The sequence below is a fragment of the Methylobacterium cerastii genome (assembly GCF_022179125.1).
Classification (GTDB): Bacteria; Pseudomonadota; Alphaproteobacteria; order Rhizobiales; family Beijerinckiaceae; genus Methylobacterium; species Methylobacterium cerastii.
Window position 1 is genome coordinate 49026 of sequence record NZ_BPQG01000053.1, and the last position, 24032, is coordinate 73057.

General features: G+C 72.2%; 23 protein-coding genes. 9 read left to right on the plus strand and 14 right to left on the minus strand.

Translation table 11 applies throughout. The annotated features are described in order from the left end of the window. The first annotated feature begins 2 nt into the window (after positions 1–2). The 3 genes from MFF13_RS17700 (at position 3) to MFF13_RS17710 (ending at position 2213) form a co-directional block, all read left to right on the plus strand. On the plus strand, positions 3–611 hold the full coding sequence (locus MFF13_RS17700) for a cytochrome b (RefSeq protein WP_147765082.1): 609 nt from the start codon (positions 3–5) through the stop codon (positions 609–611). Continuing rightward, positions 608–1174 carry a YceI family protein gene (locus tag MFF13_RS17705; protein WP_147765083.1) on the plus strand — a complete coding sequence of 189 codons (567 nt, stop codon included), beginning with the start codon at positions 608–610 and terminating at the stop codon, positions 1172–1174. Before MFF13_RS17700 ends, MFF13_RS17705 begins: the two co-directional genes overlap by 4 nt. Before the next feature lie 103 nt (positions 1175–1277). Then, positions 1278–2213, plus strand: coding sequence for a VOC family protein (locus tag MFF13_RS17710; RefSeq protein ID WP_238272636.1), 936 nt, complete (start codon positions 1278–1280; stop codon positions 2211–2213). 139 nt (positions 2214–2352) lie between these two features. Here MFF13_RS17710 and MFF13_RS17715 read toward each other — a convergent pair whose 3' ends face one another. Beyond that, positions 2353–3261: a LysR family transcriptional regulator gene (locus MFF13_RS17715; RefSeq protein WP_238272637.1), complete on the minus strand. Its 909-nt coding sequence runs from the start codon at positions 3259–3261 to the stop codon at positions 2353–2355. Positions 3262–3493: 232 nt separating this feature from the next. Here MFF13_RS17715 and MFF13_RS17720 point away from each other — a divergent pair, with 232 nt between their 5' ends. Beyond that, positions 3494–4288, plus strand: a complete 795-nt coding sequence (locus tag MFF13_RS17720) for an SDR family oxidoreductase (RefSeq protein ID WP_444543556.1) — start codon at positions 3494–3496, stop codon at positions 4286–4288. A 17-nt stretch (positions 4289–4305) separates the two neighbouring features. Next, the gene (locus MFF13_RS17725) at positions 4306–5313 is read left to right on the plus strand and encodes a zinc-dependent alcohol dehydrogenase family protein (protein ID WP_147763531.1); all 1008 of its coding nucleotides are present in this window, start codon (positions 4306–4308) and stop codon (positions 5311–5313) included. A 45-nt stretch (positions 5314–5358) separates the two neighbouring features. On the opposite strand, the gene MFF13_RS17730 is transcribed toward MFF13_RS17725, so the two are convergent. After that, positions 5359–6555, minus strand: a complete 1197-nt coding sequence (locus MFF13_RS17730) for an FAD-dependent monooxygenase (protein ID WP_147763530.1) — start codon at positions 6553–6555, stop codon at positions 5359–5361. Positions 6556–6576: 21 nt separating this feature from the next. Beyond that, the gene (locus MFF13_RS17735; protein ID WP_147763534.1) at positions 6577–8997 is read right to left on the minus strand and encodes a PAS domain S-box protein; all 2421 of its coding nucleotides are present in this window, start codon (positions 8995–8997) and stop codon (positions 6577–6579) included. 377 nt (positions 8998–9374) lie between these two features. Here MFF13_RS17735 and MFF13_RS17740 point away from each other — a divergent pair, with 377 nt between their 5' ends. After that, entirely contained in the window at positions 9375–9794 is a 420-nt protein-coding gene (locus MFF13_RS17740) for a hypothetical protein (RefSeq protein ID WP_238272638.1), read from the plus strand. A 124-nt stretch (positions 9795–9918) separates the two neighbouring features. Here MFF13_RS17740 and MFF13_RS17745 read toward each other — a convergent pair whose 3' ends face one another. From MFF13_RS17745 to biuH, 4 genes are all read right to left on the minus strand, one after another. Continuing rightward, on the minus strand, positions 9919–10896 hold the full coding sequence (locus MFF13_RS17745) for a sensor histidine kinase (protein ID WP_147763529.1): 978 nt from the start codon (positions 10894–10896) through the stop codon (positions 9919–9921). A gap of 314 nt (positions 10897–11210) precedes the next feature. Further along, positions 11211–12770 carry an ABC transporter ATP-binding protein gene (locus MFF13_RS17750; RefSeq protein ID WP_147763528.1) on the minus strand — a complete coding sequence of 520 codons (1560 nt, stop codon included), beginning with the start codon at positions 12768–12770 and terminating at the stop codon, positions 11211–11213. Between the two features lie 10 nt (positions 12771–12780). Further along, a complete protein-coding gene (atzD, locus tag MFF13_RS17755) occupies positions 12781–13875 on the minus strand; it encodes a cyanuric acid amidohydrolase (protein ID WP_147763527.1) in 1095 nt (364 codons plus the stop codon). Then, a complete protein-coding gene (gene biuH / locus MFF13_RS17760) occupies positions 13872–14603 on the minus strand; it encodes a biuret amidohydrolase (protein WP_147830393.1) in 732 nt (243 codons plus the stop codon). Before biuH ends, atzD begins: the two co-directional genes overlap by 4 nt. Positions 14604–14657: 54 nt before the next feature. Between biuH and MFF13_RS17765 the strand changes: the two genes are divergently transcribed. Continuing rightward, complete coding sequence (locus tag MFF13_RS17765; RefSeq protein ID WP_147763525.1) at positions 14658–14963, plus strand: BrnT family toxin; 306 nt, start codon at positions 14658–14660, stop codon at positions 14961–14963. Continuing rightward, on the plus strand, positions 14944–15258 hold the full coding sequence (locus MFF13_RS17770; protein WP_147763524.1) for a BrnA antitoxin family protein: 315 nt from the start codon (positions 14944–14946) through the stop codon (positions 15256–15258). Before MFF13_RS17765 ends, MFF13_RS17770 begins: the two co-directional genes overlap by 20 nt. Before the next feature lie 5 nt (positions 15259–15263). On the opposite strand, the gene MFF13_RS17775 is transcribed toward MFF13_RS17770, so the two are convergent. The 7 genes from MFF13_RS17775 to MFF13_RS17805 form a co-directional block, all read right to left on the minus strand. Beyond that, positions 15264–16304, minus strand: coding sequence for a formamidase (locus MFF13_RS17775; protein WP_147763523.1), 1041 nt, complete (start codon positions 16302–16304; stop codon positions 15264–15266). Positions 16305–16312: 8 nt separating this feature from the next. Further along, positions 16313–17236, minus strand: a complete 924-nt coding sequence (locus MFF13_RS17780) for an ABC transporter permease (RefSeq protein WP_147763522.1) — start codon at positions 17234–17236, stop codon at positions 16313–16315. 19 nt (positions 17237–17255) lie between these two features. Beyond that, complete coding sequence (locus MFF13_RS17785) at positions 17256–18413, minus strand: ABC transporter permease (protein WP_147763521.1); 1158 nt, start codon at positions 18411–18413, stop codon at positions 17256–17258. 426 nt (positions 18414–18839) lie between these two features. Then, entirely contained in the window at positions 18840–19952 is a 1113-nt protein-coding gene (locus tag MFF13_RS17790) for a BMP family ABC transporter substrate-binding protein (RefSeq protein WP_147763520.1), read from the minus strand. 193 nt (positions 19953–20145) lie between these two features. Beyond that, the gene (locus MFF13_RS17795) at positions 20146–20409 is read right to left on the minus strand and encodes a hypothetical protein (RefSeq protein WP_187275275.1); all 264 of its coding nucleotides are present in this window, start codon (positions 20407–20409) and stop codon (positions 20146–20148) included. A gap of 294 nt (positions 20410–20703) precedes the next feature. After that, positions 20704–21543, minus strand: a complete 840-nt coding sequence (gene pucL / locus MFF13_RS17800) for a factor-independent urate hydroxylase (RefSeq protein ID WP_147763519.1) — start codon at positions 21541–21543, stop codon at positions 20704–20706. A gap of 28 nt (positions 21544–21571) precedes the next feature. Continuing rightward, entirely contained in the window at positions 21572–22972 is a 1401-nt protein-coding gene (locus MFF13_RS17805; protein ID WP_147763518.1) for a nucleobase:cation symporter-2 family protein, read from the minus strand. A gap of 162 nt (positions 22973–23134) precedes the next feature. Between MFF13_RS17805 and uraD the strand changes: the two genes are divergently transcribed. Further along, the gene (gene uraD / locus MFF13_RS17810) at positions 23135–24019 is read left to right on the plus strand and encodes a 2-oxo-4-hydroxy-4-carboxy-5-ureidoimidazoline decarboxylase (RefSeq protein ID WP_147763517.1); all 885 of its coding nucleotides are present in this window, start codon (positions 23135–23137) and stop codon (positions 24017–24019) included. The last annotated feature ends 13 nt before the right edge of the window (positions 24020–24032 follow it).

Sequence of the window (24032 nt, forward strand, 5' to 3'; positions counted from 1 at the left end):
CCATGGCCCCCGTCGAGACGGCGCGACGCTACACGCTCGTGGCCATCCTTCTGCACTGGACGAGCGCCCTCTGCGTGCTCGTCCTGATCGGCCTGGGCCTGACCATGACCCATGCGGCGCTGGCGCCGATGCGCCAGTTCCAGCTCTATCAATGGCACAAGTCGGTCGGCGTCACGGTGCTGGCGCTGACGGTGCTGCGCGTCCTCTGGCGCCTGTCGCACCGGCCGCCGGCGCACCCGGCCGCCATGCCGCCGCGGGAGCGTCGCGCGGCCTCGGCCGCCCACGGCCTGCTCTACCTCCTGCTGGTCGGGCTGCCCCTGACCGGCTGGGCCGTGGTCTCGCTCTCCCCGTTCAACATCCCGACCGTGCTGTACGGCCTCGTGCCGTGGCCGCACCTGCCGCTGGAGGCGCTGGTCCCGGACCAGGCCGCGGCGGAAGGCGCCCTGAAGCAGGTGCACGCCTACGGGGCGTGGCTGCTGACGGCGCTCCTAGTCCTGCATGTGGCGGCGGCGCTGCGTCACCACCTCGTCCTGCGCGACGACGTCCTGCGCCGCATGCTGCCGGCCCGCACGCCGCCGGCCCCGTCCGAAACCCTGGGATCGCCCCGATGACCCTGCGTCACCTCCTCCTCGTCGCAGCCCTGCTGGGCGGCACGGTTCCGGCTGTCGCCGCCGAGTGGGCCGTCGATCCCGCCAAGAGCACCATCACGTTCGCGGGCGTGCAGGTCGGCGCCCCGTTCACCGGCCGCTTCGAGCGCTTCGACGCCAAGATCGCTTTCGACCCCGCCCAGCCGGAGGCCGGACATGCGGTGGTGCTGGTCGACCTCGCCAGCGCGCGGACCGGCGACGTCCAGCGCGACGCGGCCCTGCCGCAGAAGGACTGGTTCGACGTGAAGAGCGCGACCCAGGCCCGCTTCGAGGCGACCCGGTTCGTCGACAAGGGCCACGGCGACTACGAGGCGGTCGGCACGCTGACGATCCGGGACAAGAGCCGGCCGCTGACGCTGCCCTTCCACCTGACGCTCGACGACCGGCAGGCGCACGCCACCGGCCATGTCGGCCTCGTTCGCACCGAGTTCGGCGTCGGCCAGGGCGCGTGGGCCTCGGGCCAATGGGTCGCGCTGGAGGTCGGCGTCGATGTGGACCTCGTCGCCGCGACCAAGCCGGGCCCCTGAACCACGGCCCCCGCGGGACGCCTGCGACGACCGAGGGCCGGCGCACCGCGACGCGTCCTCTCGCCGAGACCGCAGCGGAATCCGGCGCTGAAAGGATACGGACATGGCAAACATCGTCGGCCCGACGCGGCCACCCGCCGAGGGGACCGGCTCGCTGCTCGACACGGCGCCCTATTGCATCGGAAGCGTCGCCCTGGTCGTCCGCGACCTCGACGTCCTCGCCGGCTTCTACCGCGAGGTCGTCGGCCTGACGACCGTCTCGCAGGAGGCCGACGTCGTGCGCCTCGGCGTCGGCGCGACGGTGCTGCTCGAACTCCGGCGCGACGCGGCGGCCCGCCCCTGGAGCCCCGGGGAGGCCGGCCTCTACCACACGGCCTTCCTGCTGCCGAGCCGGGGGCACCTCGGCGCGTGGCTCGCGCATGCGAGGGAGCGCGGCGTCCGCCTGTCGGGGGCGTCCGACCATGTCGTCAGCGAAGCCGTCTACCTCGACGACCCGGAGGGCAACGGCATCGAGGTCTACGCCGACCGCCCGAGTTCGGCCTGGCCGAAGGAGCCGGACGGCACGATCGTCCTGCGGAGGGACCGGCTCGATGTCGCCGCGCTCACCCAGGCCGCGTCGGGACCCTGGGCCGGCATGCCGCCGGGCGGGCGGGTCGGGCACGTCCACCTGCAGGTGGGCGAGATCGAGCCGGCGGACCGCTTCTACGCCGGGCTGCTCGGGTTCGACGTGATGATCCGCTACCCGGGCGCGACCTTCCTCGGCGCCGGCGGCTACCACCACCAGCTCGCGACGAACGTCTGGCAAAGCCGGGGCGCGCGCGAACGGCCCGCCGCCATGGCCGGCCTCGCCGAGGTGGTCCTGCTGGCCGACGCCCCGACGCTGGCGGCGGTCCGCGACCGCTGCCGGGACGCCGGCCTGACGCCGGACGCGGCCGACGGCGCGCTCGTGCTTCAGGACCCTTGGGGGACCCGATTCCGCCTGGTGCCGCAGGCGGGCGTTTTTCGCGACAGCGAGCCGACGCGCATCCCGGCATCCTAGGCGCGACGCGGGAGCGACCCAGCTGCACGGACGGATGTCGGATCGCCACTCACGTGCGATCCTTGCGGATTGTAGCCTTCACGACGGCCGGTCCGCCGGGTTGGTCGGAAGTCCGAACGCTCGCTCGAAAGCCCTGTCCTCACCACTCCGACGCCATCGCGGGGATGGTTTCGGCGAGGAACGCGACCCAGGCTCGGGTCTTGGCGGCCGGGCGGCGGGTGGGGTGGGTCAAGGCCTGCACCCAGCCGAGATCCATAGTCGGCACGTCGAGGTCGATCTCGACCAGCGCGCCCCGCGACAGCTCGGCCGCGGCGACGAAGCGCGGCCCGTAGACGAGGCCCTGGCCGGCCGCCGCGGCGCGGACCAGCGCCTCCCCGTTGTTGGCGTGCATGCTGCCGCGCACCGGGACGACGACCTCCCCGCCGCGCCCGAAGCTCCAGGTCGAGGTGCCGGCCTGCGAGACGATGGTGTAGCCCAGGCAATCGTGGGCGGTGAGGTCCGCGAGGATCCGGGGCGTCCCCCGTTCGCGCAGGTAGCCGGGGGCGCCGCACAGCGCGATCCGCATCGGCGCGAGCTTGCGCGCGACCAGGCTGCTGTCGACGAGCCGGCCGATGCGCACCGCCACGTCCCACTTCTCCTCGAGCAGGTCGACGTAGCGGTCGGTGAAGCCGAACTCGACCGTCACCCGCGGATGGCGCGCATGGAAGGCGGGTAGCAGCGGCGCGAGGTGGAGGACGCCGAAGGTCGCGGGCGCGCTCACCCGCAGCAGCCCCTCGACCTCCAGGGCGCGCGAAGCCGCCTCGCCCTCCGCTTCGCCGATCTCGGCCAGGATGCGCTCGGTGCGTTCCAGGTAGGCGGCGCCGGCCTCGGTCGGCGAGACCCGCCGCGTCGTGCGATGGACCAGCGCGGTGCCCAGCCGCGCCTCCAGCGCATCGATGTGCTTCGTCGCCATGGCCGCGGACATGCGCAGCGCGCGCGCGGCGGCCGAGATGCCGCCGAGGCGGACCACGCGGACGAACACCTCCATGCCGGTCAGACGATCTGCCACGACCTCGTACTCCTGGTGTGAGCAGATCGTCATACATTGTCGATTATCGCATCGGACGGCAAGGTCCATATCCCGGCTTGCGACAGGCGGCGCCCCCGAACCGGGCCTCCTCCAGGAGGACCTCCGCCGACGCCGGACCCGCGTCCGATCCAACTGATCCAAGACGGAGAACACCCATGACCATCGCCGTGACCGGTGCCACCGGCCAGCTCGGGCGCCTCGTGATCGAGCCCTGAAGGCCGAGGTTCCCGCCGACGCCGTCGTCGCGCTCGTCCGCTCGCCCGGCAAGGCGGCCGGCCTCGGCGTCGCCGCCCGCGCCTTCGACTACGCCAAGCCCGACACGATGGCCGCCGCCCTGGAGGGCGTGGAGACGCTGCTGCTGATCTCGTCGAGCGAGGTCGGCCAGCGCGCCGTGCAGCACCGCAACGTCATTGAGGCCGCCAAGCGTGCCGGCGTCGGGCGCATCGTCTACACCAGCATCCTGCACGCGGACCGCTCGCCGATCAGCCTGGCCGAGGAGCATCGCGCGACCGAGGCGGATCTGGCCGCGTCCGGCATCCCCGCCACGATCCTGCGCAACGGCTGGTACGTCGAGAACTACACCGCCTCGATCCCGCCGGCGCTCGCCAACGGCGCCTTCGTCGGCAGCGCCGGCGACGGCAAGCTGTCCCTGGCGTCACGCGCCGACTACGCCGACGCCGCGGTCGCGGTGTTGACCGGCCAGGGTCATGAAGGCCGCACCTACGAGCTCGCCGGCGACGACGCCGTGACGCTTTCCGATCTCGCCGCCGAGCTGTCGAAGGCGGCCGGGCGCGCGATCCCCTACCAGAACCTGCCGCAGGACACCTATGCCGGCATCCTCAAGGGCGCCGGCATCCCCGACGCCTTCGCCGAAGGGCTCGCCGCCTGGGACGTCGACGCCTCGCAGGGCGCGTTGTTCGACGACGGCCGCCAGCTCTCCCGGCTGATCGGCCGCCCGACCACCCCGCTGGCGCAAGCGGTCCGCGACGCCCTGCCGGCCGCCTGAAGAAGGAAAACGTTTCGATGAAGACCATCACCTGTGGCGGCGCGCTCGGCCTCGACGGGCTCTCGATCGTCGACGGCCTCGATCCCGGTGCGCCCGGGGCCGGCGAGGTGCGCGTGCGCATCCATGCCAGCTCGCTCAACTTCCACGACCTCGCCGTCGTCACCGGGCGCATGAAGACCGCCCCCGGGCGCGTGCCGATGTCCGACGGCGCCGGGATCGTCGAGGCCGTGGGCGCGGGCGTCGCCGACCTGTCGGTGGGAGACCGCGTCGTCTCGACGTTCTTCCCGCACTGGATCGACGGCGAGCCCACGGTCGCCGACTTCTCGACCACGCCGGGCGACGGCGTGGACGGCTACGCCCGCGAGGTCGTGGTCGCGCCGGCCAGCGGCTTCACCCGCGCGCCGGCCGGCTACAGCCACGCGGAGGCGGCGACGTTGACCACCGCCGGGCTGACGGCCTGGCGGGCGCTGGTGGCGAATGGCGGTCTCAAGGAGGGCGACAGCGTGCTGGTGCTCGGCACCGGCGGCGTGTCGATCTTCGCGCTCCAGATCGCCAAGGCGATGGGGGCGACCGTCATCGCCACCTCGTCCTCCGACGCGAAGCTGGAACGCGCCCGCGGGCTTGGGGCGGACCACCTCGTCAACTATCGCACCCGGCCCGACTGGGGCATGGCGGTGCGCGACCTGACCGGCGGGCGCGGCGTCGACCACGTGGTCGAGGTCGGCGGTGCCGGCACGCTCGCCGAGTCGATCGTGGCGGCACGGGTCGGCGGCCACATCGCGCTGATCGGCGTGCTCACCGGGCCGGCCGGCCCGGTGCCGACCGCGGCGCTGATGGCACGCCAGCAGAGGCTTCAGGGCCTGATCGTCGGCAGCCGCCGCCTCCAGCAGCAGATGATCCGCGGCCTGGAGGCGACGGGCCTGCGTCCGGTGATCGACCGCAGCTTCCCGCTGGACGACATCGCCGAGGCCTTCCGCCTGCAGCAGGCCGGCGATCACTTCGGCAAGATCGCCCTCGAATATTGATCGCGCGGAAGAGGCGGCCTCCGCTTCGATCGCGCGGAGGCCGTGTCACACCTCCGGCACCGGATACCGGCTCAGGTCCGGCTCCTTGGCGCGGCCGGCGGTGAAGCGCGCAGCCAGGCGGCGGGCGGGCTTGGTGCTCGCGATGCGCAGGGCGCCGTGGAGCAGGCGGATGCCGAGGCGGGTGTTCGGGTTCATCAGCTTCGGCGCGATCTTGGGCACGCCCTGCCCGTCCTCGACCATCGGGCGCATCGCGCGCTCGTAGGCGGCGAAGGCCGCGGCGACGTCGTCGGCGGCGGCCAGCTCCGCGGCGAGGACGTAGGCGCCTGTGACGGCCAGCGTCGTGCCGATGCCGGCGAGCGGCGTGGCGCACCAGGCCGCGTCTCCGGTGACCGCCACGCGGCCGCCGGACCACCGCGGCATCCGCACCTGGCGCAGCACGTCGAAGTAGAAGTCCGCGGTGGCGTCGAGGCCGGACAGGACGCGCGCGGCCTGCCAGCCGGCGTCGGCGAAGCGTTCGCGCAGGTAGGCCTTCTGCCGGGCGGCGTCCCAATCCTGCTCGCCGCCCGGGGGCTGGCGCAGGGTCAGCATCGCGCGCGTGGTGCCGTGCTGGTCGGGACGCAGCGAGATGCCGCGCCCGCCCGGCGCGTTGAACCAGCGCCACATCCGGTCGTCGCCCGCGATGCGCGGGATGGTGAAGTAGGCGATGGTCAGGTCCATCCAGCGCGGGTCGGCCTCGCCGGGGAAGACCAGTTCGCGCGTGCTCGAGCCGACGCCCTCGGCGATCAGGACCGCGTCGTAGCGCGCGCTCGCCCCGCTCGCGAAGCCCACCGTCACGGCGTCGGCCGCGTCGTCGATGCGGGTCACGCGGTCGCCGAAGCGGTAGGTCGCGCGCTGCCGGGCGGGCTCGTAGAGCAGCCGCGCGAGGTCGCCGCGCAGGATCTCCATCTCCGCCGTCGGGCCGTCGCCGAGGCTCGGATCCATCCGGAAGGCCGCGACCGCCCGGCCCTGCCCGTCGACCCAGGCGGTGCCCTCCTCGCCGGTGCCCTGCGCGAGGGCGATCTGCTCCAGGCCCATGCGGCGCAGGACCGCGCGCCCGACCCCGCGGACGTCGACGTTCTGGCCGCCGTCCCGGAAGTCCGGCGCCCGCTCGACGACGGTGACGTCGAAGCCGGAGCGCCCCAGCCACCACGCCGCGGTGTTGCCGGCGACGCTGGCGCCGGTGATCAGGATGCGGCGGGGCATGCGGGGCTCATGGTGGACGGATCAGGGCCCCGCCGCGCCGGCGCGGTTGACCGCCCGCCGCAGGGTGCGGGACAGGTCCTCCACCGAGTAGGGCTTCTTCAGGAGCGGGAAGCCGTGGGTGCCCTGCTCGGCGATGACGTGGCTGTAGCCGGAGGCGAGCACGACCGGCAGGCCGGCTTGGCGGTGGCGGATCTCCCGCGCCATGTCGATGCCGTTCATCCCCGGCATCACCACGTCGGAGAACACCACGTCGAAGCGCGGGGACGCGGAGAGCACCGTCAGGGCCTCCTCCGCGCTCATCGCCCACACGGTCTCGTAGCCGAGCTCGCGCAAGGCCTGGGTGGCGAAGGAGCCGACCTCCTGGTTGTCCTCGACCACGAGGACGCGGGTGCCGTGCCCGTCGGCCAGGGGCTCGGGCTCGCCGTCGTCCTCGGCCGCCACCGAGCGCCCGACCTCGCGGGGCAGGTACAGGGTGAAGGTCGTGCCCTCGCCCAGCGTGCTCTCGACCACGACCTCGCCGCCCGACTGCTTGGCGAAGCCGAACACCTGCGACAGGCCGAGCCCGGTGCCCTGGCCCACGCCCTTGGTGGTGTAGAAGGGCTCGAAGATCCGGTCGAGGTCGGCGGTCGCGATGCCGGTGCCGGTGTCGCGGACCGAGACGGCGACGAAGTCGCCGGCGACGCGGGGATGGGCGCGCACCGCCGGGATGGCGGAGGCGCGGCGGACGTTGATGTCGAGGCGGCCCTCCCCGTCCATCGCGTCCCGGGCGTTGATGGCCATGTTGACCAGCGCGGTGTCGAACTGGCTCGGGTCGGCGTCGATCAGGTAGGGCACCTCGTTGCCGCGCCCGTCGCGGTTGGCGGCGACGTCGGTGACCACGCGGATGCGGGCGCCGGTGAGCGTGCCGACCATGTCGGCGACCGAGGCGACGCTGCGGCCGACGTCGAACACCTCCGGGGTCAGGGACTGGCGCCGGGCGAAGGCGAGCAGCTGCCCGGTGAGCTTGGCGGCGCGGGTGACCGTGTCGGAGATCGCGCCGATGTAGCGCTGGCGGCGCTCCTCCGGCAGGTCGGGGCGCTTGAGCAGGTCGGTCGAGGACCGGATCACCGTCAGCAGGTTGTTGAAGTCGTGCGCGACGCCGCCGGTGAGCTGGCCGACCGCCTCGAGCTTCTGCGACTGGCGCAGCTGCTCCTCCAGGGCGCGGCGCTCGGTGACGTCGCGGCCGGCGCCGTAGAAGTGGTCCTCCTGCGGGATCGCGTTCCACGACACCCAGCGGTAGCCGCCGTCGGCGGTGAGCATGCGCACGTCGAGGCTGTCCAGCACCTGGCCGGCGCGCAGCTGCTCGAAGGCGGCGGAGGCGGCCGCCTTGTCCTCGGGGTGGACGTAGTCGCTGAACGAGGTGCGCACGAGCTCGAAGGCGGACCAGCCCAGCATCCCGTTCCAGGCCGGGTTGACCGAGCGGTAGAGGCCGTCGAAGCCGCAGACCACGAGGAGGTCGCGGCTGGCCCGCCAGACCAGGTCGCGCTCCGTGGTCCGGTCGCGGGCGGTGTCGCGCAGGACGCTCTCGGCCTTCTGCCGGTCGGTCACGTCGTTGAACAGCAGGGCGACGCGGTGCTGCACGGGATCGCCGATGCGCAGGGCCTGGACCTCGAACCAGCGGCCGAGCGCGACGACCCCGCTCTCGAAGCGGACGGCCCGGCCGGTCAGGGCGACCTTTCCGTAGGTGTCGAGCCAGCTCCGCTCGAGGTCGGGCACCACCTCGCTCACCCACTTGCCGACCACGTCGTCGAGGCCGGTGTGGCGCGAGAAGGCGGGGTTGGCCTCGACGAAGCGGTAGTCGACCGCGCGGCCGTCGGCGTCGAACCGCAGCTCGATCACGCAGAAGCCGGCGTCGAGCGCGTTGAACAGGGTGCGGTAGCGCGCCTCGCTCTCGGCGAGCATGCCCTCCTCGGTGCGGAACCGGGTGACGTCGAGCTGGCTCGCGAAGAAGTAGCGCAGGTGGCCCTCGGGGGTGAAGACCGGGCTGACGTAGAGCTCGTTGCGGAAGGTCGAGCCGTCGCGGCGGTAGTTCAGGATCTCGACGACCACGTCGCGCCGCGCGGCGATGGCGTCGCGCACCTTGGCGATGTCGGACGGGTCGGTGTCCGGCCCCTGCAGGAAGCGGCAGTTGCGGCCGATCAGCTCCTCGGCCGAGTAGCCGCACAGGACCTGGAACGCCCGGTTGGCGAACACGATCGGGTTGTCCGGCAGGTTCGGGTCGGTGACGATCTGCGGCATGCGGGTCTTCTCCGCCGCCGTGAACAGCAGGTCGACGTCCGCCCCGGAGGTGCGCTGGCCCTCCTGCGGCAGGCGCACATGCGCGGCGTTGCGCTCGCGCAGGCGCGCGACTTCGGCCTCGAGTCTCCGGTTCTCGCTGCGCAGGCGCTCGATCTCGTCGTCCATGCCGTCCATTTCCAGGGACATGTTCCGGGAGGCTCGCCGCCCCGGAACACCCGTTCGCGAACGGTCCGCGGCGACGGCGGAGCGCCCGTCCGGACGCCCGTGATGCCGCCGGCCTTCATGCGTCAGGCGATCGCCTCCGGTCAACGCGGGGGGCGCAGGGGGCATCGCGGACGGTCGCCGCAGGCCGATCCCGAGCGGTCGGAAACCGATGCCCGGCCTCCACGCCGGACCATCCGAGAAGGAGCAGGAACTCCTGGCACCCGGCGTCGGATTTCCATCGCCGGACGCTGCGACGCAGCGAACGATCATCCCCTGTTGGAACGCGATCGGGCCGAAGGTGTTTTAGGTCCCATACGCATCACGACAGGAGAACTCGAATGCGCAAGCTCGCACTCGCTTCCACCGCGCTGCTCGGCCTCGGCCTGCTGGCGTCGGCGCCCGCCGAGGCCCGCGGCTGGGGTTACGGCGGCGGCTACGGTCACGGCGGCTACGGCTATCGCGGCGTCGGCTTCCGCGGCGGCTACGGCGGATACCGTGGCTACGGCGGATACGGACGCGGCTACGGCTACCGCCGCGGCATCGGCCCGGGCGCGGCCATCGGCCTCGGCATCGCCGGCCTCGCAGCCGGCGCGATCGTCGCGAATTCCTACGGCGGCTATGGTGGTTACGGCGGCTATGGTGGTTACGGCGGATACGGCTACGGCCGCCCGGTCGGCTATTACGGCGGCTACGGCTACGCGCCGGCCTACGGTTACGCCCCGGCCTACGGCTACGGCTACCCGGCCTACGGCTACTGACGAACGGACGCGCGGGCGGGCATCGCCCGTCCGCACAGGTTCATCGTTCGAGGGCGCCCGACGCGAGTCGGGCGCCCTCCTTCGTGTTCGGTCGCGAGGTGAGCGCGGCGCGGCCGCCGGCCCGTCACCGGGCCGGGACCACCATCCGGAAATGCAGCCCGGCGGCGTCGATGGTGCGCTCGAAGCGGCCGGCGAGGCTCCGCTCGATCGTCTGCTTGAGAAGGCGCGAGCCGAACCCGGTGCCGTCGGCCTTGGTGATCCCGGACGCCGCGCCGGCCTCGGTCCAGTCCAGCGTCAGCACGTCGTCGGCGACCCGCGCCACGAGGTCGAGGGTGCCGCCGCCCGCCAGCGCGCCGTACTTGGCGGAGTTGGTGGCGAGCTCGTGGAAGATCATCGCGTAGTCGTTGACCTTGTCGCGCGGCGCCACGACCGCGTCCGCCACGTCCACGGTGATGTCGGCGCCGCGCAGGTACGGCGCCAGGATGCGCTCGGCGAGGTCGCGCAGGCGCACGTCGCCCTGGTCGGCCCCACTGGCGCGCATCGCCAGGGCGGTCGCCTCGTGCAGCACGCCGAAGCGCTGCGACAGGTCCTCGGCGAAGTTCGGCGTCGAGGTCGCCTCCCTTGCGACGATGGCGGTGAGCGCGCGGGCGACCGTGAACATGTTCGAGACGCGGTGGGCGAGCTCGGCGGTCAGCAGCCGCTCGGCCTCCTCGGCCCGCTTGCGGTCGGTGATGTCGAGGAAGATGGCCTGGACCCATTCGCCGACCCGGCCGGCCTCGCCGCCGACGCCGCGCGCCGAGATCCAGCGCGCGTCGGCGCCCTCGCCGATGCGGAAGTCGAAGCTGTAGGCGTGCGGGTCGACGGCGCTCGCCGCCCAGTCCCGCATCATCGCGGGGCGGTCCTCGGCGTTCACCCGCGCGAAGAGGGCGTCGATGCCGACCACCGGCTCCGTCGTCTCCCAGAACGCGCGGCAGAGTTCGTCGAGCTGGGCGAGGCGCCGCTCCGGCGACCACGCCCAGAGGCCGACGCCGCCCCGATGGATCGCCGCGGTGAAGCTCGCGAGCGTCCACGCTTCGCCGGTGAGATCCGTGCCCTGCGCCATGCGTCCTTCCGAATCGAGCTGTTCGCATCCTGCCGGAATTCGGCCCGGATGCAGGCGCGGCGCCGTCTCGACGGAAGGGAACTCGGATCTGGCGCCTTTGCTCCGGTCGCGATGTCGCGATGCGGCACCCGCACGAGACCGTCACGCGCGAGGGATGCAGTCGGGCGTCAGCCTTCGGCCCGCTCCACGAAGCGCCGGCATCCGAACACCTCGCTGTCGCGCGATCGCTGGAGGATTCCTTCGCGCGCAGCTACGCGCCCCCTGATCCCGAGGGGCTTGTGGCCGGACACCCAGTCCCTGTCGGACGCCCGACCTCAGTGGTGCCCGGCCATGTGGCGGCCGATCGTGGCCACCTCGGCGGTGGCGGCCGGCGTCTCGTAGACGAGGCGGCCCTCCGACATCACCACGATGCGGTCGGACAGCTCCAGGATCTCGTCGAGGTCTTCGCTGATCAGCAGCACCGCGGCGCCGGCGTTGCGCGCGGCCACGATCCGGTTGCGGATCTCCGAGACGGCGGAGAAATCGAGGCCGAAGCACGGGTTGACCACGATCAGCAGGTCGACCGGGTCGGTCAGCTCGCGGGCGAGCACCGCCCGCTGCACGTTGCCGCCGGACAGGGTGGCGATCGGCGCCTCCGAGGAGGCGGTCTTCACCTTGAACCGCTCGATCAGGTCGCGTCCGCGCCGGGCCATCGCCCCCCGGTCGAGCCAGAAGGTCGGCTTGGCCGTGGGGTCGTCGCCGCGCCGGTCGAAGGCGCGAAAGCCCAGGTTCTCGACCACCGACATCCGCGGCGCGCAGGCGTTGCGCAGCGGCTCCTCCGGGATGAACCGGACTTTTCGCGCGCGGCTCTCGGCGCGGGTGCCGGCATAGGGCGCGCCGGCCACCACCACCCGGCCGCCGGTGGCGCGGACCTGCCCGCCGAGCACGTCGGCCAGCTCCTTCTGGCCGTTGCCCGAGACGCCGGCGATGCCGACGACCTCGCGGGCGCGAACACTGAGCGCGTCGATCGCGATGTGGCGCAGGCCCGAGGCGTCGGTGGCGGTGACGCCCGCGATGCGCAGGACCTCGCGGGCTTCGTCGGGCGCGCCGACGCGGGCGGCCGGCACGCGCACCTTGCGCTCGCCCATCATCATCGCCGCCATGTCGTCGCGGGAGAGTTCGCCGACCGCGCCGCCGCCCACGAGCTTCCCGCGCCGGAGCACGCTCAGGCTCCGGGCGAAGGTCTCGACCTCGCGGAACTTGTGGCTGATCATCAGCACGGTGAGGTCGCCGCGATCGGTCATCGCGCGGAGCAGCCCCAGCACCTCCTCGGCCTCGGCCGGCGTCAAGACCGAGGTCGGCTCGTCGAGGATCAGGAAGCGGGCTTCGAGATAGAGCTGCTTGACGATCTCGAGCTTCTGCTTCTCGCCCGCCGCCAGCTCCGCCACCGGCCGGTCGAGGTTCAGCCGGAACGGCATGCCGGCCATGAAGGCGGAGAGCCGCGCGCGCTCGCGGCCCCAGGCGATCACGGAGGGCGCGTCGGCGCGGCTGATGACGAGGTTCTCGGCTCCCGTGAGCGAGGGCACCAGCGTGAAGTGCTGGTAGACCATGCCGAGTCCGCGCCCCTGCGCGCCCTTCGGGTTGGTGATCTCGGCCTCGCGGCCGTCGACCAGCACCGTGCCGGCACTCGGGGCGTAGAAGCCCATCACGCACTTCACCAAGGTCGACTTGCCGGCGCCGTTCTCGCCGAGCAGCGCGTGGAAGCCGCCGGCCGCGATCTTCATCGACACGTCGTCGAGGGCGGCGAAGGCGCCGAAGCGCTTCGTCATGCCGACGGTCTCGACGCCGATGGCGCGCGGCGGGACGGGCATCGGGACCGGGGCTGGCGACGTCATGGGCGGCCTCTCACGGCGCGTGGGCGATGATCGCGACGGGGCCGCCGCCATCCGGTCCCTGATGCTCGGCGCCGCCCGAGACGTAGAGTTCGGCGTGGCCGACGAGGCCGGCGAGCACCCCGCCGACGAAGCCGCGGGCGTGGCGGGTCGCGGCGAGGTCGGAATCGGTGAGCATGGTGGTGCGACGCCCGCGCAGGCGCCCGTCCGACGGGGCCTCGGCCTTGGCCAGCAGCGCCACGAGCCGTTCGCGCTGCGCCGGCGCCAGCTGTCCGGCCGCGCCGAGGCCGAGCCGGGCCAGCGCGGCCCGCACCGGCTCGACGTCGAGGGCGTCCGCCATGGTGGCGTGGTCGATCCGCAGCGGGCCGGACCAGCCGGCGCCGCGCCCGAGCACGACGATCTCGTGGCCCATCAGCTCGACGCCGGCCGACGCCGAGGCGCGCGAGGAAGCGAGCGCAAAATCCCGGCCGATCGCGCCCTCCTCCAGCGCGCCGACCTCGCCCAACGCCGTGGCGATGCCCAGCGAGGCGGCGGCGCGCGACAGGCCCATGGATTTCAGCGTGTCGGCGGTGGCGCAATCCGCGCCCCGGCCGCGCGCTGCGGCGATCCGCTCCGAGGTGAGGAGCGGGCACTTCACCTGGACGAACTGCACGTCGGCCGGGTCGGCGATGCCGGCGTCGCGCATCGCCGCGCGCACGCCCTCGGCCACCGACTCGACCTGGGCCAGGCGCCCGACCTCTTCGGGCGCCAGGTCGGCGGTGTGGGCGTGGCCGATGGCGAGGGCGCCGGGCTCGGCGGGTTCGTCCGCCTCGCGCACCTCGAAGACCGTCAGGTGCGGGGACAGACCGCCCTCGGTGCCGCCGGACATCACCAAGCAGACCCGCTCGGCGGCCGCCTCGCCGGCATGCCGTCGGAGCAGGTCGCGGAGCGCGCGGGCGGCGAGCCCACGGGTCCAGTCGTTGACCAGGCCGTTGCCCTCGGTCTTGCCGAAGATGGCGACGACGGCGCCCGGCACGATCCGGCCCTCCGCGATCGCGCGTTCCAGGCCGGAGACGTCGTCGGGGGCGGCGACGGCGATGCGGTGGACGACGGCGCGGCGCGTGCTCATGCGGCCGCCTGCGCGGTCACGGCCGCGATCACGGCGTCGGTGTCGGAGACCGCGCCGAACACGCCGCCCTGCATCGTCACCATGCGGAGCGCCGCCATGTGGTTCTGCGGATCGGTGGCGCCGCAGGCGTCGCCCAGCACCACGCATTCGAAGCCGCGGTCGTTGGCCTCCCGCATGGTGGTGGAGACGCAGACGTCGGTGGTGATGCCGGTGAGCACGAGGTTGCGGATGCCGCGGGTGCGCAGGACCAGCTCGAGGTCGGTGGCGCAGAACGCGCCCTTGCCGGGCTTGTCGATCACCACCTCGCCGGACAGCGGCGCGAGTTCGGGGATGATCTCCCACCCGGGTTCGCCGCGCACCAGGATCTTGCCGCAGGGCCCGGGGTCGCCGATGCCGGCGCCGATCCGGCGCGAGCGCCAGCGCTTGTTCTCCGGCAGGTCGGAGAGGTCGGGCCGATGGCCCTCGCGGGTGTGGACGACCAGGTAGTCGCGGCTGCGCATCGCGGCGAGCAGGCGGGCGATCGGCGCGATCGGCGCCCGGGTCAGCGACAGGTCGTAGCCCATCGCGTCGACGTAGCCGCCCGCCCCGCAGAAATCCGTCTGCATGTCGATGATGACCAGCGCCGTATTCGACGGCCGCAGGTCGCCGTCGTAGGGCCAGGGGTAGGGCTCGGCGGGGATGGTGGTGCCGGGCCGTGCGTCGGCGGAAGGAGGACGATCGAAGCTCATGACGATGCCTCAGGGCACTGGCTTGCCGAACCGCTTTGTCGTGACAATTTCGACGTGACGACGCGCTTCGAATGGGATCCCGACAAGGCCGCGTCCAAGCTGCGCAGGCATGGGGTGCGGTTCGAGACGGCAGCGCGCGTCTTCACGGACCCGTTCGCGATCACCTCGGCGGATCGGATCGAAGATCGGGAGCTGCGGTGGCGGATCGTCGGGATGGCGGACGCGATCCGGGTGCTCGTCGTCGTCCACACGATCCGTGAGGCGACCGAAGCCGGCGAGGAGATCGAGGTCGTCCGCATCATCTCCGCCCGCAAGGCCGATCGTTCGGAAAGGCGAAGCTATGAAGACGAAGCTTGTTAGCTACGAGATCGACCTCGCCAACCCGCCGCCCCTCACCGAGACGCAGAAGACGGAGCTTAAGGCACGCGCGGCGATGCCGGACGAGGCGATCGACGACGGCGACATCCCGCCCCTGACCGAGGCGTTCTGGGCGAACGCCGTGCGCAACCCGTTCTACCGGCCGGTGAAGACCTCCACGACGGTGCGGATCGATGCCGACGTGCTGGCGTGGCTGCGCGCGCCCGGGCGGGGCTACCAGACGCGCATCAACGCGATCCTGCGCCGCGAGATGATGGCGGCGCTGAAGAAGGGCTGAGGCCCTCACTCGGCCGCCTCCCGCGCGGCGGATGCGTTCGGGCTCGTCTGCCCGGCGCCGTAGGAGCGGGTCGGCGCGGGGAAGCCGCAGGCGGTGCCGTCCACGGTCCGGACCTGGTCCTCCCAGGGCACCCTGTACCGGCCGGCCGCGAGGTCGTGCATGTAGGTGTAGGGGCAATCCTGCGCGCCGCCCTTCACCGCCGTGTAGCCGCGGTGGCCGAGCTGGTAGATGTTGTTCTCGACGCCCCAGTGGATGCGGGCCTCGCGCACGAGGTCGGGCCGGACCTCCGCGGTGATGATCTCGTCGACGCGGCCGGTGGTGCCGTGGGCGAGGATCGCCCCGTCGAAGTTGCAGACCATGCCCTCGCCCATCGAGTCGAAGGTGCCGTCCGAGCCGCACAGGCAGACGTTGGCGGTGACCATCAGGTTGCAGAAGGCGTTCGACTGGTTGGTGAAGCGCCAGGATTCGCGGATCGGCGCGGTGTAGCCGGCCGTGCGGATCATGATCTCGGCGCCCTTGTAGGCGCATTCGCGCGCCATCTCCGGGAACATGCCGTCGTGGCAGATGATCAGCGCGAGCTTGGCGCCCTTCGGACCGTCGATCACCGGGATGCCGAGGTCGCCCGGCTCCCACGGCTCCACCGGCACCCAGGGGTGCATCTTGCGGTAGTACAGCTTCACCGCGCCGGTATCGTCGACGACCAGGCCGGTGTTGTAGGGCGCGCCGTGCGGGTTGAACTCCATGATGGAGAAGCAACCCCAGATCCGGTTGTCGACGCAGGCCTTGCGGAAGGCTGCCACCTCCGGCCCGTCCATCCGGCACATCAGCTCGGGCCGCGTGTCCATCGAGAGGCCGTGGAGTGCGTATTCGGGGAACACCACGAGGTCCATCGTCGCGAGGTTCGCCCGCGCCTTGGCCACCATCGCGACGATCCGGTCGGTCTGCGCCGCCAGGTCGGCCGGCGTCTCGATCCGCGGCAGCTTGAGCTGCACCAGGCCGAGGACGACGCCGTTCGGGGATTTGTTCAGGCCGCCGAGACCATTCATGAGAAACCCTATTTCGAGAGGGAGAGCTCGCCCGGCGCGCCGGTCAGCGCCCGGTCGGGCGACGAGGTGGCGATCAGCAGGGCGAGCGTGAGGACGTAGGGGGCTGCGTAGTACAGGTAGTAGCCCTGCGTGACGCCGACCGATTGCAGCGCCGGGCCGAGCGCCCCGGCGCCGCCGAACAGCAGGGCGGCGGCGAAGCACGCGAGCGGGTTCCAGCGGGCGAAGATGACGAGCGCCACCGCCATCAGCCCCTGGCCCGACGAGATCCCCTCGTTCCACGAGCCCGGATAGTACAACGACAGGTAGGCGCCGCCGATCCCGGCGAGCACGCCGCCGGCGGCCGTCGCGTAGAGGCGCACGCGGTCGACGTCGTAGCCCATGGCGCGCGCCGCGTCGGCGCTGTCGCCGACGACGCGCACGATCAGCCCGGCCTTGGTGTTGCGGAACGCCCACCACAGGAACACGGAGAGCGCGGCGCCCGCCAGGAACAGCACGTTGACGCGCAACGCCGCCTGGATCTGCGGCACGTCCGACCAGAACCCGAACGGGATCGCCGGCAGCGGCGGGGCGGAGGGCTGGATGAAGGCCTTGCCGAAGAAGAAGGCCAGCCCGGTGCCGAACAGCATCAGCGCGATGCCGACCGCCACGTCGTTGACCCGCGGTAGGCGGCAGACGAACCCGTGCAGCAGCCCGAAGGCGCCGCCGGCCAGGCCGGCCACCGCGACGCCGGCCCAGGGCGAGCCGGTGAGCACGGCGGTGGCGTAGGCCGACATGGCGCCGAACACGAGGGTGCCTTCAAGCCCGAGGTTGATCCGCCCCGAGCGCTCGGTGATGGTCTCGCCGAGGCTGACGAACAGGAACGGCGTCGAGACGCGGATCGCGCCGCCGACCACCGCGATCAGGACGCTCCAGAGCCCGAGGTCGCCGTTCATCGCATGCTCCCCGCCGTGGTCATGCCGGCGCCCCCGCCGGCAGGGCGGCGACCGCGCGCTTGGTCGCCCACAGGTGCGGGCTGAACAGGTGCAGGCGCCCGTAGAGCGTCTCGCTGGCCAGCACCACGAGGAACAGCAGCCCTTCGAGCACCAGCACGGTGGCGTCGGGCAGCTGCATCCGGCGCTGGATCAGCCCGCTCGACGCCTCGATCCCACCGAGCAGGAACGCGACCGGCATGATCGCGATCGGGTTCTGGCGGGCGAGGAACGCGACGAGGATGCCGGTGTAGCCGTAGCCGGCCGCCAGCGTCCCGTTGGCGGTCCCCTGCACCGCGACCACCTCGAAGAACCCGGCCAACGCCGCGAAGGCGCCACCGAGCGCGGTGAAGCCGACGATCAGGCGCCCGACCGGCAGGCCCTGGATCTGGGCCGCGCGCACGTTCCCGCCGGCGATCCGCGCGGCGAAGCCCAGCGTCGTGCGGTCCATCAGCACGTAGGCGACGAGGCAGGACAGGACGCCGACCCCGAGGCCCCAATGCACCCCGATCCCCGGCATCGGCGCCAGCATGAAGGCGTCGCCGACGGGCAACGTCGAGGGCTTGTTGAGGCTCGCCGGATCGCGCAGCCAGCCTTCGATCAGGTGGTTGGACAGCGCGATGGCGATATAGGACAGGAGCAGGCTCGCGATGGTGGCGTTGACGCCGCGATAGGCCTGAAGGAAGCCGACGGCCCCGATCCAGACCGCGCCGACGAGGGCGGCGGCGAGCGCCATCAGCGGAATCGCGAGCGCGGGCGGCAACGCGGCCAGCGGCTGGGCCGCCGCCGCCGCGCCGAGGCCGCCGAGCACGATCGCCCCCTCCCCGCCGATCACCACGAGCCCGAGGCGGGCGGGCAGCGCGACGCAGAGCGCGGCGAACAGCAGGGGCGCGGCGCGCTGCAGGCTGTTGCCGAGGGCGAAGGGCGAGCCGAAGCCGCCGCGATAGACGATGTCGACGAACTGGAGCGGCGACTTGCCGAGCGCCGCCAGGAACAGGCCGAACAGCACGAAGCCGGCGAGCGCCGCGCCGACCGGGATCAGGAACGCCTCCGAGCGCCGCGCCAGCCAGGCGCGGACCTGGAGGCCCCGGGAAGGGCCCTCGATCACCTCGACCGGTGCCACAGCGGCGTCCGCGACCATCCCGCACCGTCCTTCGGTTCCACGATCCCGCAAACCCTGCGGCAGGAAGCGTGCCAGCTTCTCCGACCCCGTCGGATCGAAGGCCGTCCGCTTCCTCTCACGCAGGGGCTACCCACCTCGCCGATTTCGTCACGGCATCGGATCACGCGCGGGTCCCCCCCTCTCCCCGCGGGCGGGAAGAGGCCCGGCGGCACCCCGTCGTGCAGCCGGGGAGCGAAAGGCGAAGCCGAAGCGGAGGTGAGGGGGGTGCCGACGGAGGAGCCTCCTTCGGCTCGGCCCCCTCACCGTCGGCTGCCGCCTCGCTTTTCCGACGACGAGGTCGGCAAAGCCCTCTCCCCGCGCGGGAAAGGGGATGCGCGCAAAGCGAACCGCCAGACGCGGCGAGGTGTGAATCGTGTCGCCTCCGCGGGCGCGGGAAACGATCCCTCAGACCGAGCCCTTCACGCCCGCGACGAGGTAGTTCGTACTTTCCAGCTCGGGCGCCTTCTCGGGGTAGCCCTGGCCGGCGGCGAGGATCTCCTTGCCGGCATTGTCCTTGAGCGGGCCTTTGATGATCTGGTAGCCGCCCTTCATCATCTCGGCCTTGACCGCGTCCGCGTTCTTTCGCGCCGCATCGCTCACGCCGGGGCCGTAGGGGCTCATCTTGACGTAGCCGTCGGCGAGGCCGCCGCGGACGAAGTTCTCCGGCACCTTCCCGGCCTGCATCGCCTCGACGAAGCCCTTGTAGATCGGCAGCCAGTTCCACTCGGCCCCGGTGAGGTACTTCTGCGGCGCCAGCGGCGACTGGTCGACGTGGTAGCCGCAGACGAAGGCGCCCCGGCGCGCGGCGGTCTCCACCGTCACCTTCGGGCTGTCGACGTGGCAGGTGATGACGTCGGCGCCGCCGTCGATCAGCGCGTTGGTGGCCTCGGCCTCCTTGACCGCGAGCGACCACTCGCCGGTGAAGATCACCTGGCAGGTGATCGAAGGGTCGACGCTCTGCGCACCGAGCAGGAAGGCGTTGATGTTGTTCAGGACCTGCGGGATCGGCTTGGCGGCGACGAAGCCGACCTTCTTCGACTTGGTGGCGTGGCCGGCCACGATCCCGTTGAGATACTGCCCCTGCGCGATGTAGCCGAAGTAGGAGCCGGCGTTCTTCGGGTCCTTGTCGGTCCACAGCCCGCCGCAATGGCGGAACTGGATTTTGGGGTTCTTCTTCGCCTCGGCGACCATGTAGGGGCTGTAATAGCCGAACGAGGTCGGGAGCAGGAGGCTCGCCCCGTCGAGGGCGATCATGCTCTCCATGGTCTTCTCGACGGCGTTGGTCTCGGGGACGCGCTCCTCCTCCGTGACCTCGAGCCCGGGCATGCCCTTCAAGGCCTTGGCGGCGAGAGCGTGGGCCTGGTTGTAGCCGTAATCGTCCTTCGGCCCGACATAGATGAAGCCGGCGGTGAGCGTGCCGGCCGCGCGAGCCCGGGACAGCGGCGCCAGCGCGAGGGCGGCGGCGCCCCCGAGGAGATGCCTGCGCGAAAGCGAATGGTCTGCCGCGTGATCTGCCAAGGCCGCCTGCTCCGTCCCGATTGCGGGGCGAAGTCTAGGCTTGGCCGCAACACCGGCGAAGCCGAGATTTTCGGCATCGCCGCCGTCGCGGCGGCTGAGCGCGACCCGCGATCGGATCGGCCTCGTCGCTCAAAATCAGTCCTGCCGCTGCGACTCTTTTCGGCAAAGGTCGCGGCGGCGTTCGAGGCCGACCTTAGCGGCCGCGATAGGCCCGCGCGTCGCGGGCGTCGCGCAGCGATCCGGTGACGAGGCCGTCGTCGGCGCCGTAGACGTCGCGCCCGTAGCCGCGCGGGGCGTGGCCGGCGGCGTCGAGAGCGTTCGGGACGGCGGCACGGCCTTCGAGGCCGCCGGGCGCGAGGGCGGCCGGGATGCCGGCGGGGGCGGTGAAGCTCTGCGCGAAGGCGGTGGTGGAGAGGGCGAGGCCGAGGGCGGTGCCGAGGATCAGGCGTGCGGTCATGGGAGGCGTCCGAGGTTCGAGTCCGGTCGGCCGCCCACGGCGGCCGATCTTATCGATCCTAGATTTTCACCAGAGCTGCCTTTGGAAAGGGCTGCGAATGCTGAAGTTTTGGTCGTATTTTTCGCCAATACCGCGGGCGGGCGCCTCGCGGTGGGTCGGCGGCAACGAAGATAGCCGAAAAATCCGTTCCCAATCAGGGTCTTAACCGATGATGCAGTGCCGCATGCCCGCAGATTCGGCACTTGGCACGCCTCTTTCCCAGAGCGTGCGGTTCGGCACCCGACGCGCGGAATTCTACCCTCGGGCGATCGTCGCCACGATCTGTCCGTGCGGCTCGTCGGTGGGCAGGAACACCGCGTTGGCGTTCTCCAGGCCGAACGGCGCGAGGTTGATCGGGATGTAATGCTTGTTCGGCATCGCGAAGCCGATCTCGGCGATCTCCGGGATCGCGGCCAGGGCCGCCTCGCCCATCCGGTACATGCTGTCCTGCACGCCGAAGCTGTAGGTGGTGCCGAACACCGCGAGCAGCCGCGCGAGGATTTCGGCGTTGGCGGTGGCGTAGTCGGCCGGCGCCCGCGTCCAGGTCCAGGTCGCGTCCATGGCGGTGGCGGCGATGCGGTCGGTGGTGTCGGGCAGGGTGCGGTAGCCGTCGTCGACGAAGTCGGACCAGCCCGATTGCGTGGTCTTCATGAAGGTGAAGTCGCGCAGGCCCGATTGCAGCACCCTCGCACCGCGGCTCGCCACGAGCCGGACGAATCCGGTGCCGTTGCCGTCGAGCGTGAAGGTGTGGCCGTGCGGCTCGGGCCCGATGGCGTGCCGGAGCCAGCGCGTCTCCTGCCCCTCGATCGTGACCTCCTCGATCTGCGGGTAGGTCTCGAGGAACACGGCGGCGACCGCCTCGACGAAGCCCTCCTTGTCGAGGGACAGGTTCTTGGCCGCGGTGACGTTGACGATGTTCTTGACGCTGTCGGTGGCGACGCAGGCGCGGTTGTCGCCCGCCGTCCAGGCGGCGTCGAAGGCGCCCTTCATCAGCACGGTGAGGGTGAGCTCGCGCGGGGTGTGGTGGTCGCCCGCGCGGGTCAACCGCATGACCCGGACGCGGCCCTTGCCGTAGGTCGAGGCGGTGAGCGGCATGGTGGTCTCCGGTTCGGGTCTGGACGCGTCAGTGCTCGGCGGCGGCGGCCTGGCGCAGGGCGGCGTCGCGGGCGTCGGCGGTGCTGCCGAGCCCGTTGAAGAACAGGTTCAGCGCCACCGCGGCGATCGCGCAGAGCAGGATGCCGGATTCGAGCAGCGGGTGCAGCGCGTGCGGCATCTGCTTGAAGAAGTTCGGCGCCACCAGGGGGATCATCCCGAAGCCGACCGAGACGGCGACGATGAACAGGTTGTTGCGGTTGCGCGCGAAGTCGACCGCGCCGAGGATGCGCGCGCCGGTGGCGCCGACCATGCCGAACATCACGAGGCCGGCGCCGCCGAGCACGCATTGCGGCACCGCCTCGACCAGGGCCGCGAGCTTCGGGATCAACCCGAGCCCGAGCATGATGACGCCGCCGACCACCGCGACGTAGCGGGTGCGCACGCCGGTGACGCCGACGAGGCCGATGTTCTGCGAGAACGACGTGTAGGGGAAGGTGTTGAACACCCCGCCGATCATCGTGCCGAGCCCGTCGGCGCGCAGGCCCTTGGTCAGGCGCGCCTCGTCGACCGGGTCGGCGCAGATCTCGGCGAGCGCCAGGAACATGCCGGTCGACTCGATCATCACCACGACCATGACGATGCACAACGTCACCACCGAGACCGGATCGAAGGTCGGCCACCCGAAGGCGAAGGGCCGCACCACGTCGAACCAGCCGGCGGTCGCCACGTGCGAGAGGTCGACCAGCCCGAAGGCGCCCGCCACCAGCGTGCCGACGACGATGCCGACCAGTACCGACGCGGAGGCGACGAAGCCGGTGCCGTAGCGGGTGATCGCCAGGATCACGCACAGCACGAAGGCGCTGATGCCGAGGAAGACCGGCGCGCCGTAGTTCGGGTTGCCGACGCCGCCCGCCGCCCAGTTCACGCCCACCCGCATCAGCGAGATGCCGATGACGAGGATGATCGTGCCGGTGACCACCGGCGGGAACAGCGGCAGCAGCCGCCCGACGAGCGGCGCCACCAGGAACGCGAACAGCCCGGCGGCGATCACCGCGCCGTAGATGCCGGTGAGCCCGATCTCGGGGCTCGCGCCCATGGCGATCATCGGCGTCACGGCGGCGAAGGTGACGCCCATCATCACCGGCATGCGGATGCCGACACCGGGCAGGCCCCAGCTCTGCACCAGCGTGGCGAGGCCGCCCGCGAACAGGTCGGCGCTCACCAGCATCGCCACCTGCTCCGGCGCCAGCTTGAGGGCGCGCCCGACGATCAACGGCACGGCGACGGCGCCGGCATACATCACCAGCACGTGCTGGAGGCCCAGCAGCGCGAGCGCCAGGGCGCCGACCCGGGCGACCGGCGCGACGGCGGGCGCGAGCGGCACCGGTCCGCTCGCGGGCAGGACATCCGGGTGGGCGGTGCTCGACATCGGCGAACGCTCCGGGGGCCGCCGGATCGGTCCGGCCGCAGGACTTTTTCCCGCGCAAGCCATGTGCCAGGGCCGAGCCAGCGCCTCTGCGGCCGCCGATCGCACCGCGTGGCCCGTTGCCTGCTACCGTCGGCCCGGAAGACCCGATGCGCGCGAGGCCCGATGACGATCCCCCTGGCCGACCTGAACACGATGCAAGAGGCCGACTTCGTGGCGGCCCTCGGCGGGGTGTTCGAGCACGCATCCTGGGTGGCGCGAGAGGCGGCCGGCGCGCGGCCTTTCGCCAGCGTCGCGGCGTTGCATGCCGCCATGCGCGGCGCCGTGGAGACGGCCTCCGACACGACCCGCCTCGCGCTGCTGGCGGGCCATCCCGAGCTCGCCGGACGGGCCGCGCGGGACGGCACCATGGCCCCCGATTCGGTGGCCGAGCAGGCCGCGGCCGGCCTCGACCGGATGTCGGATGCGGAAGTCGCGCGCTTCGCGGCGCTCAACGCGGCCTACCAGGACAAATTCGGGCTGCCCTTCATCCTGTGCGTCAGGCGGCACGGTCGGGCCTCGCTGCTCTCCGCCTTCGCCGCGCGCCTCGAATCCGACGCCGCGACGGAGCGGCGGACGGCGGAAGCCGAAGTGTTCCGCATCGCCGCGATCCGCCTGAACGCGCTGGTCTCCGGCGACGGACCGCTCAGGACCACGGGCCGGATCTCGACGCACGTGCTCGACACCGTCAGCGGGCGGCCGGCGGAAGGCGTCGCGGTGAGCCTGCACGAGGTGGTGTCGGAGACCGAGACGGCCCTGGTGGCGCGGGCGGTGACGAACGCCGACGGACGCACCGACGCGCCGCTCGTGGCCGGGCGCCCGGTGCCGATCGCGGTCTACGAGCTGCGCTTCGCGCTCGGCGATCACCACCGGCGCCAGGGCCTCGCGCTCGCCGAGCCGCCCTTCCTCGACGTCGTGCCGCTGCGCTTCGGCGTCTCGGACCCGGAGGGGCACTATCACGTGCCGCTGGTGGCGACGCCGTGGAGCTACCAGACCTATCGCGGCAGCTGACGGGTCTACCAAA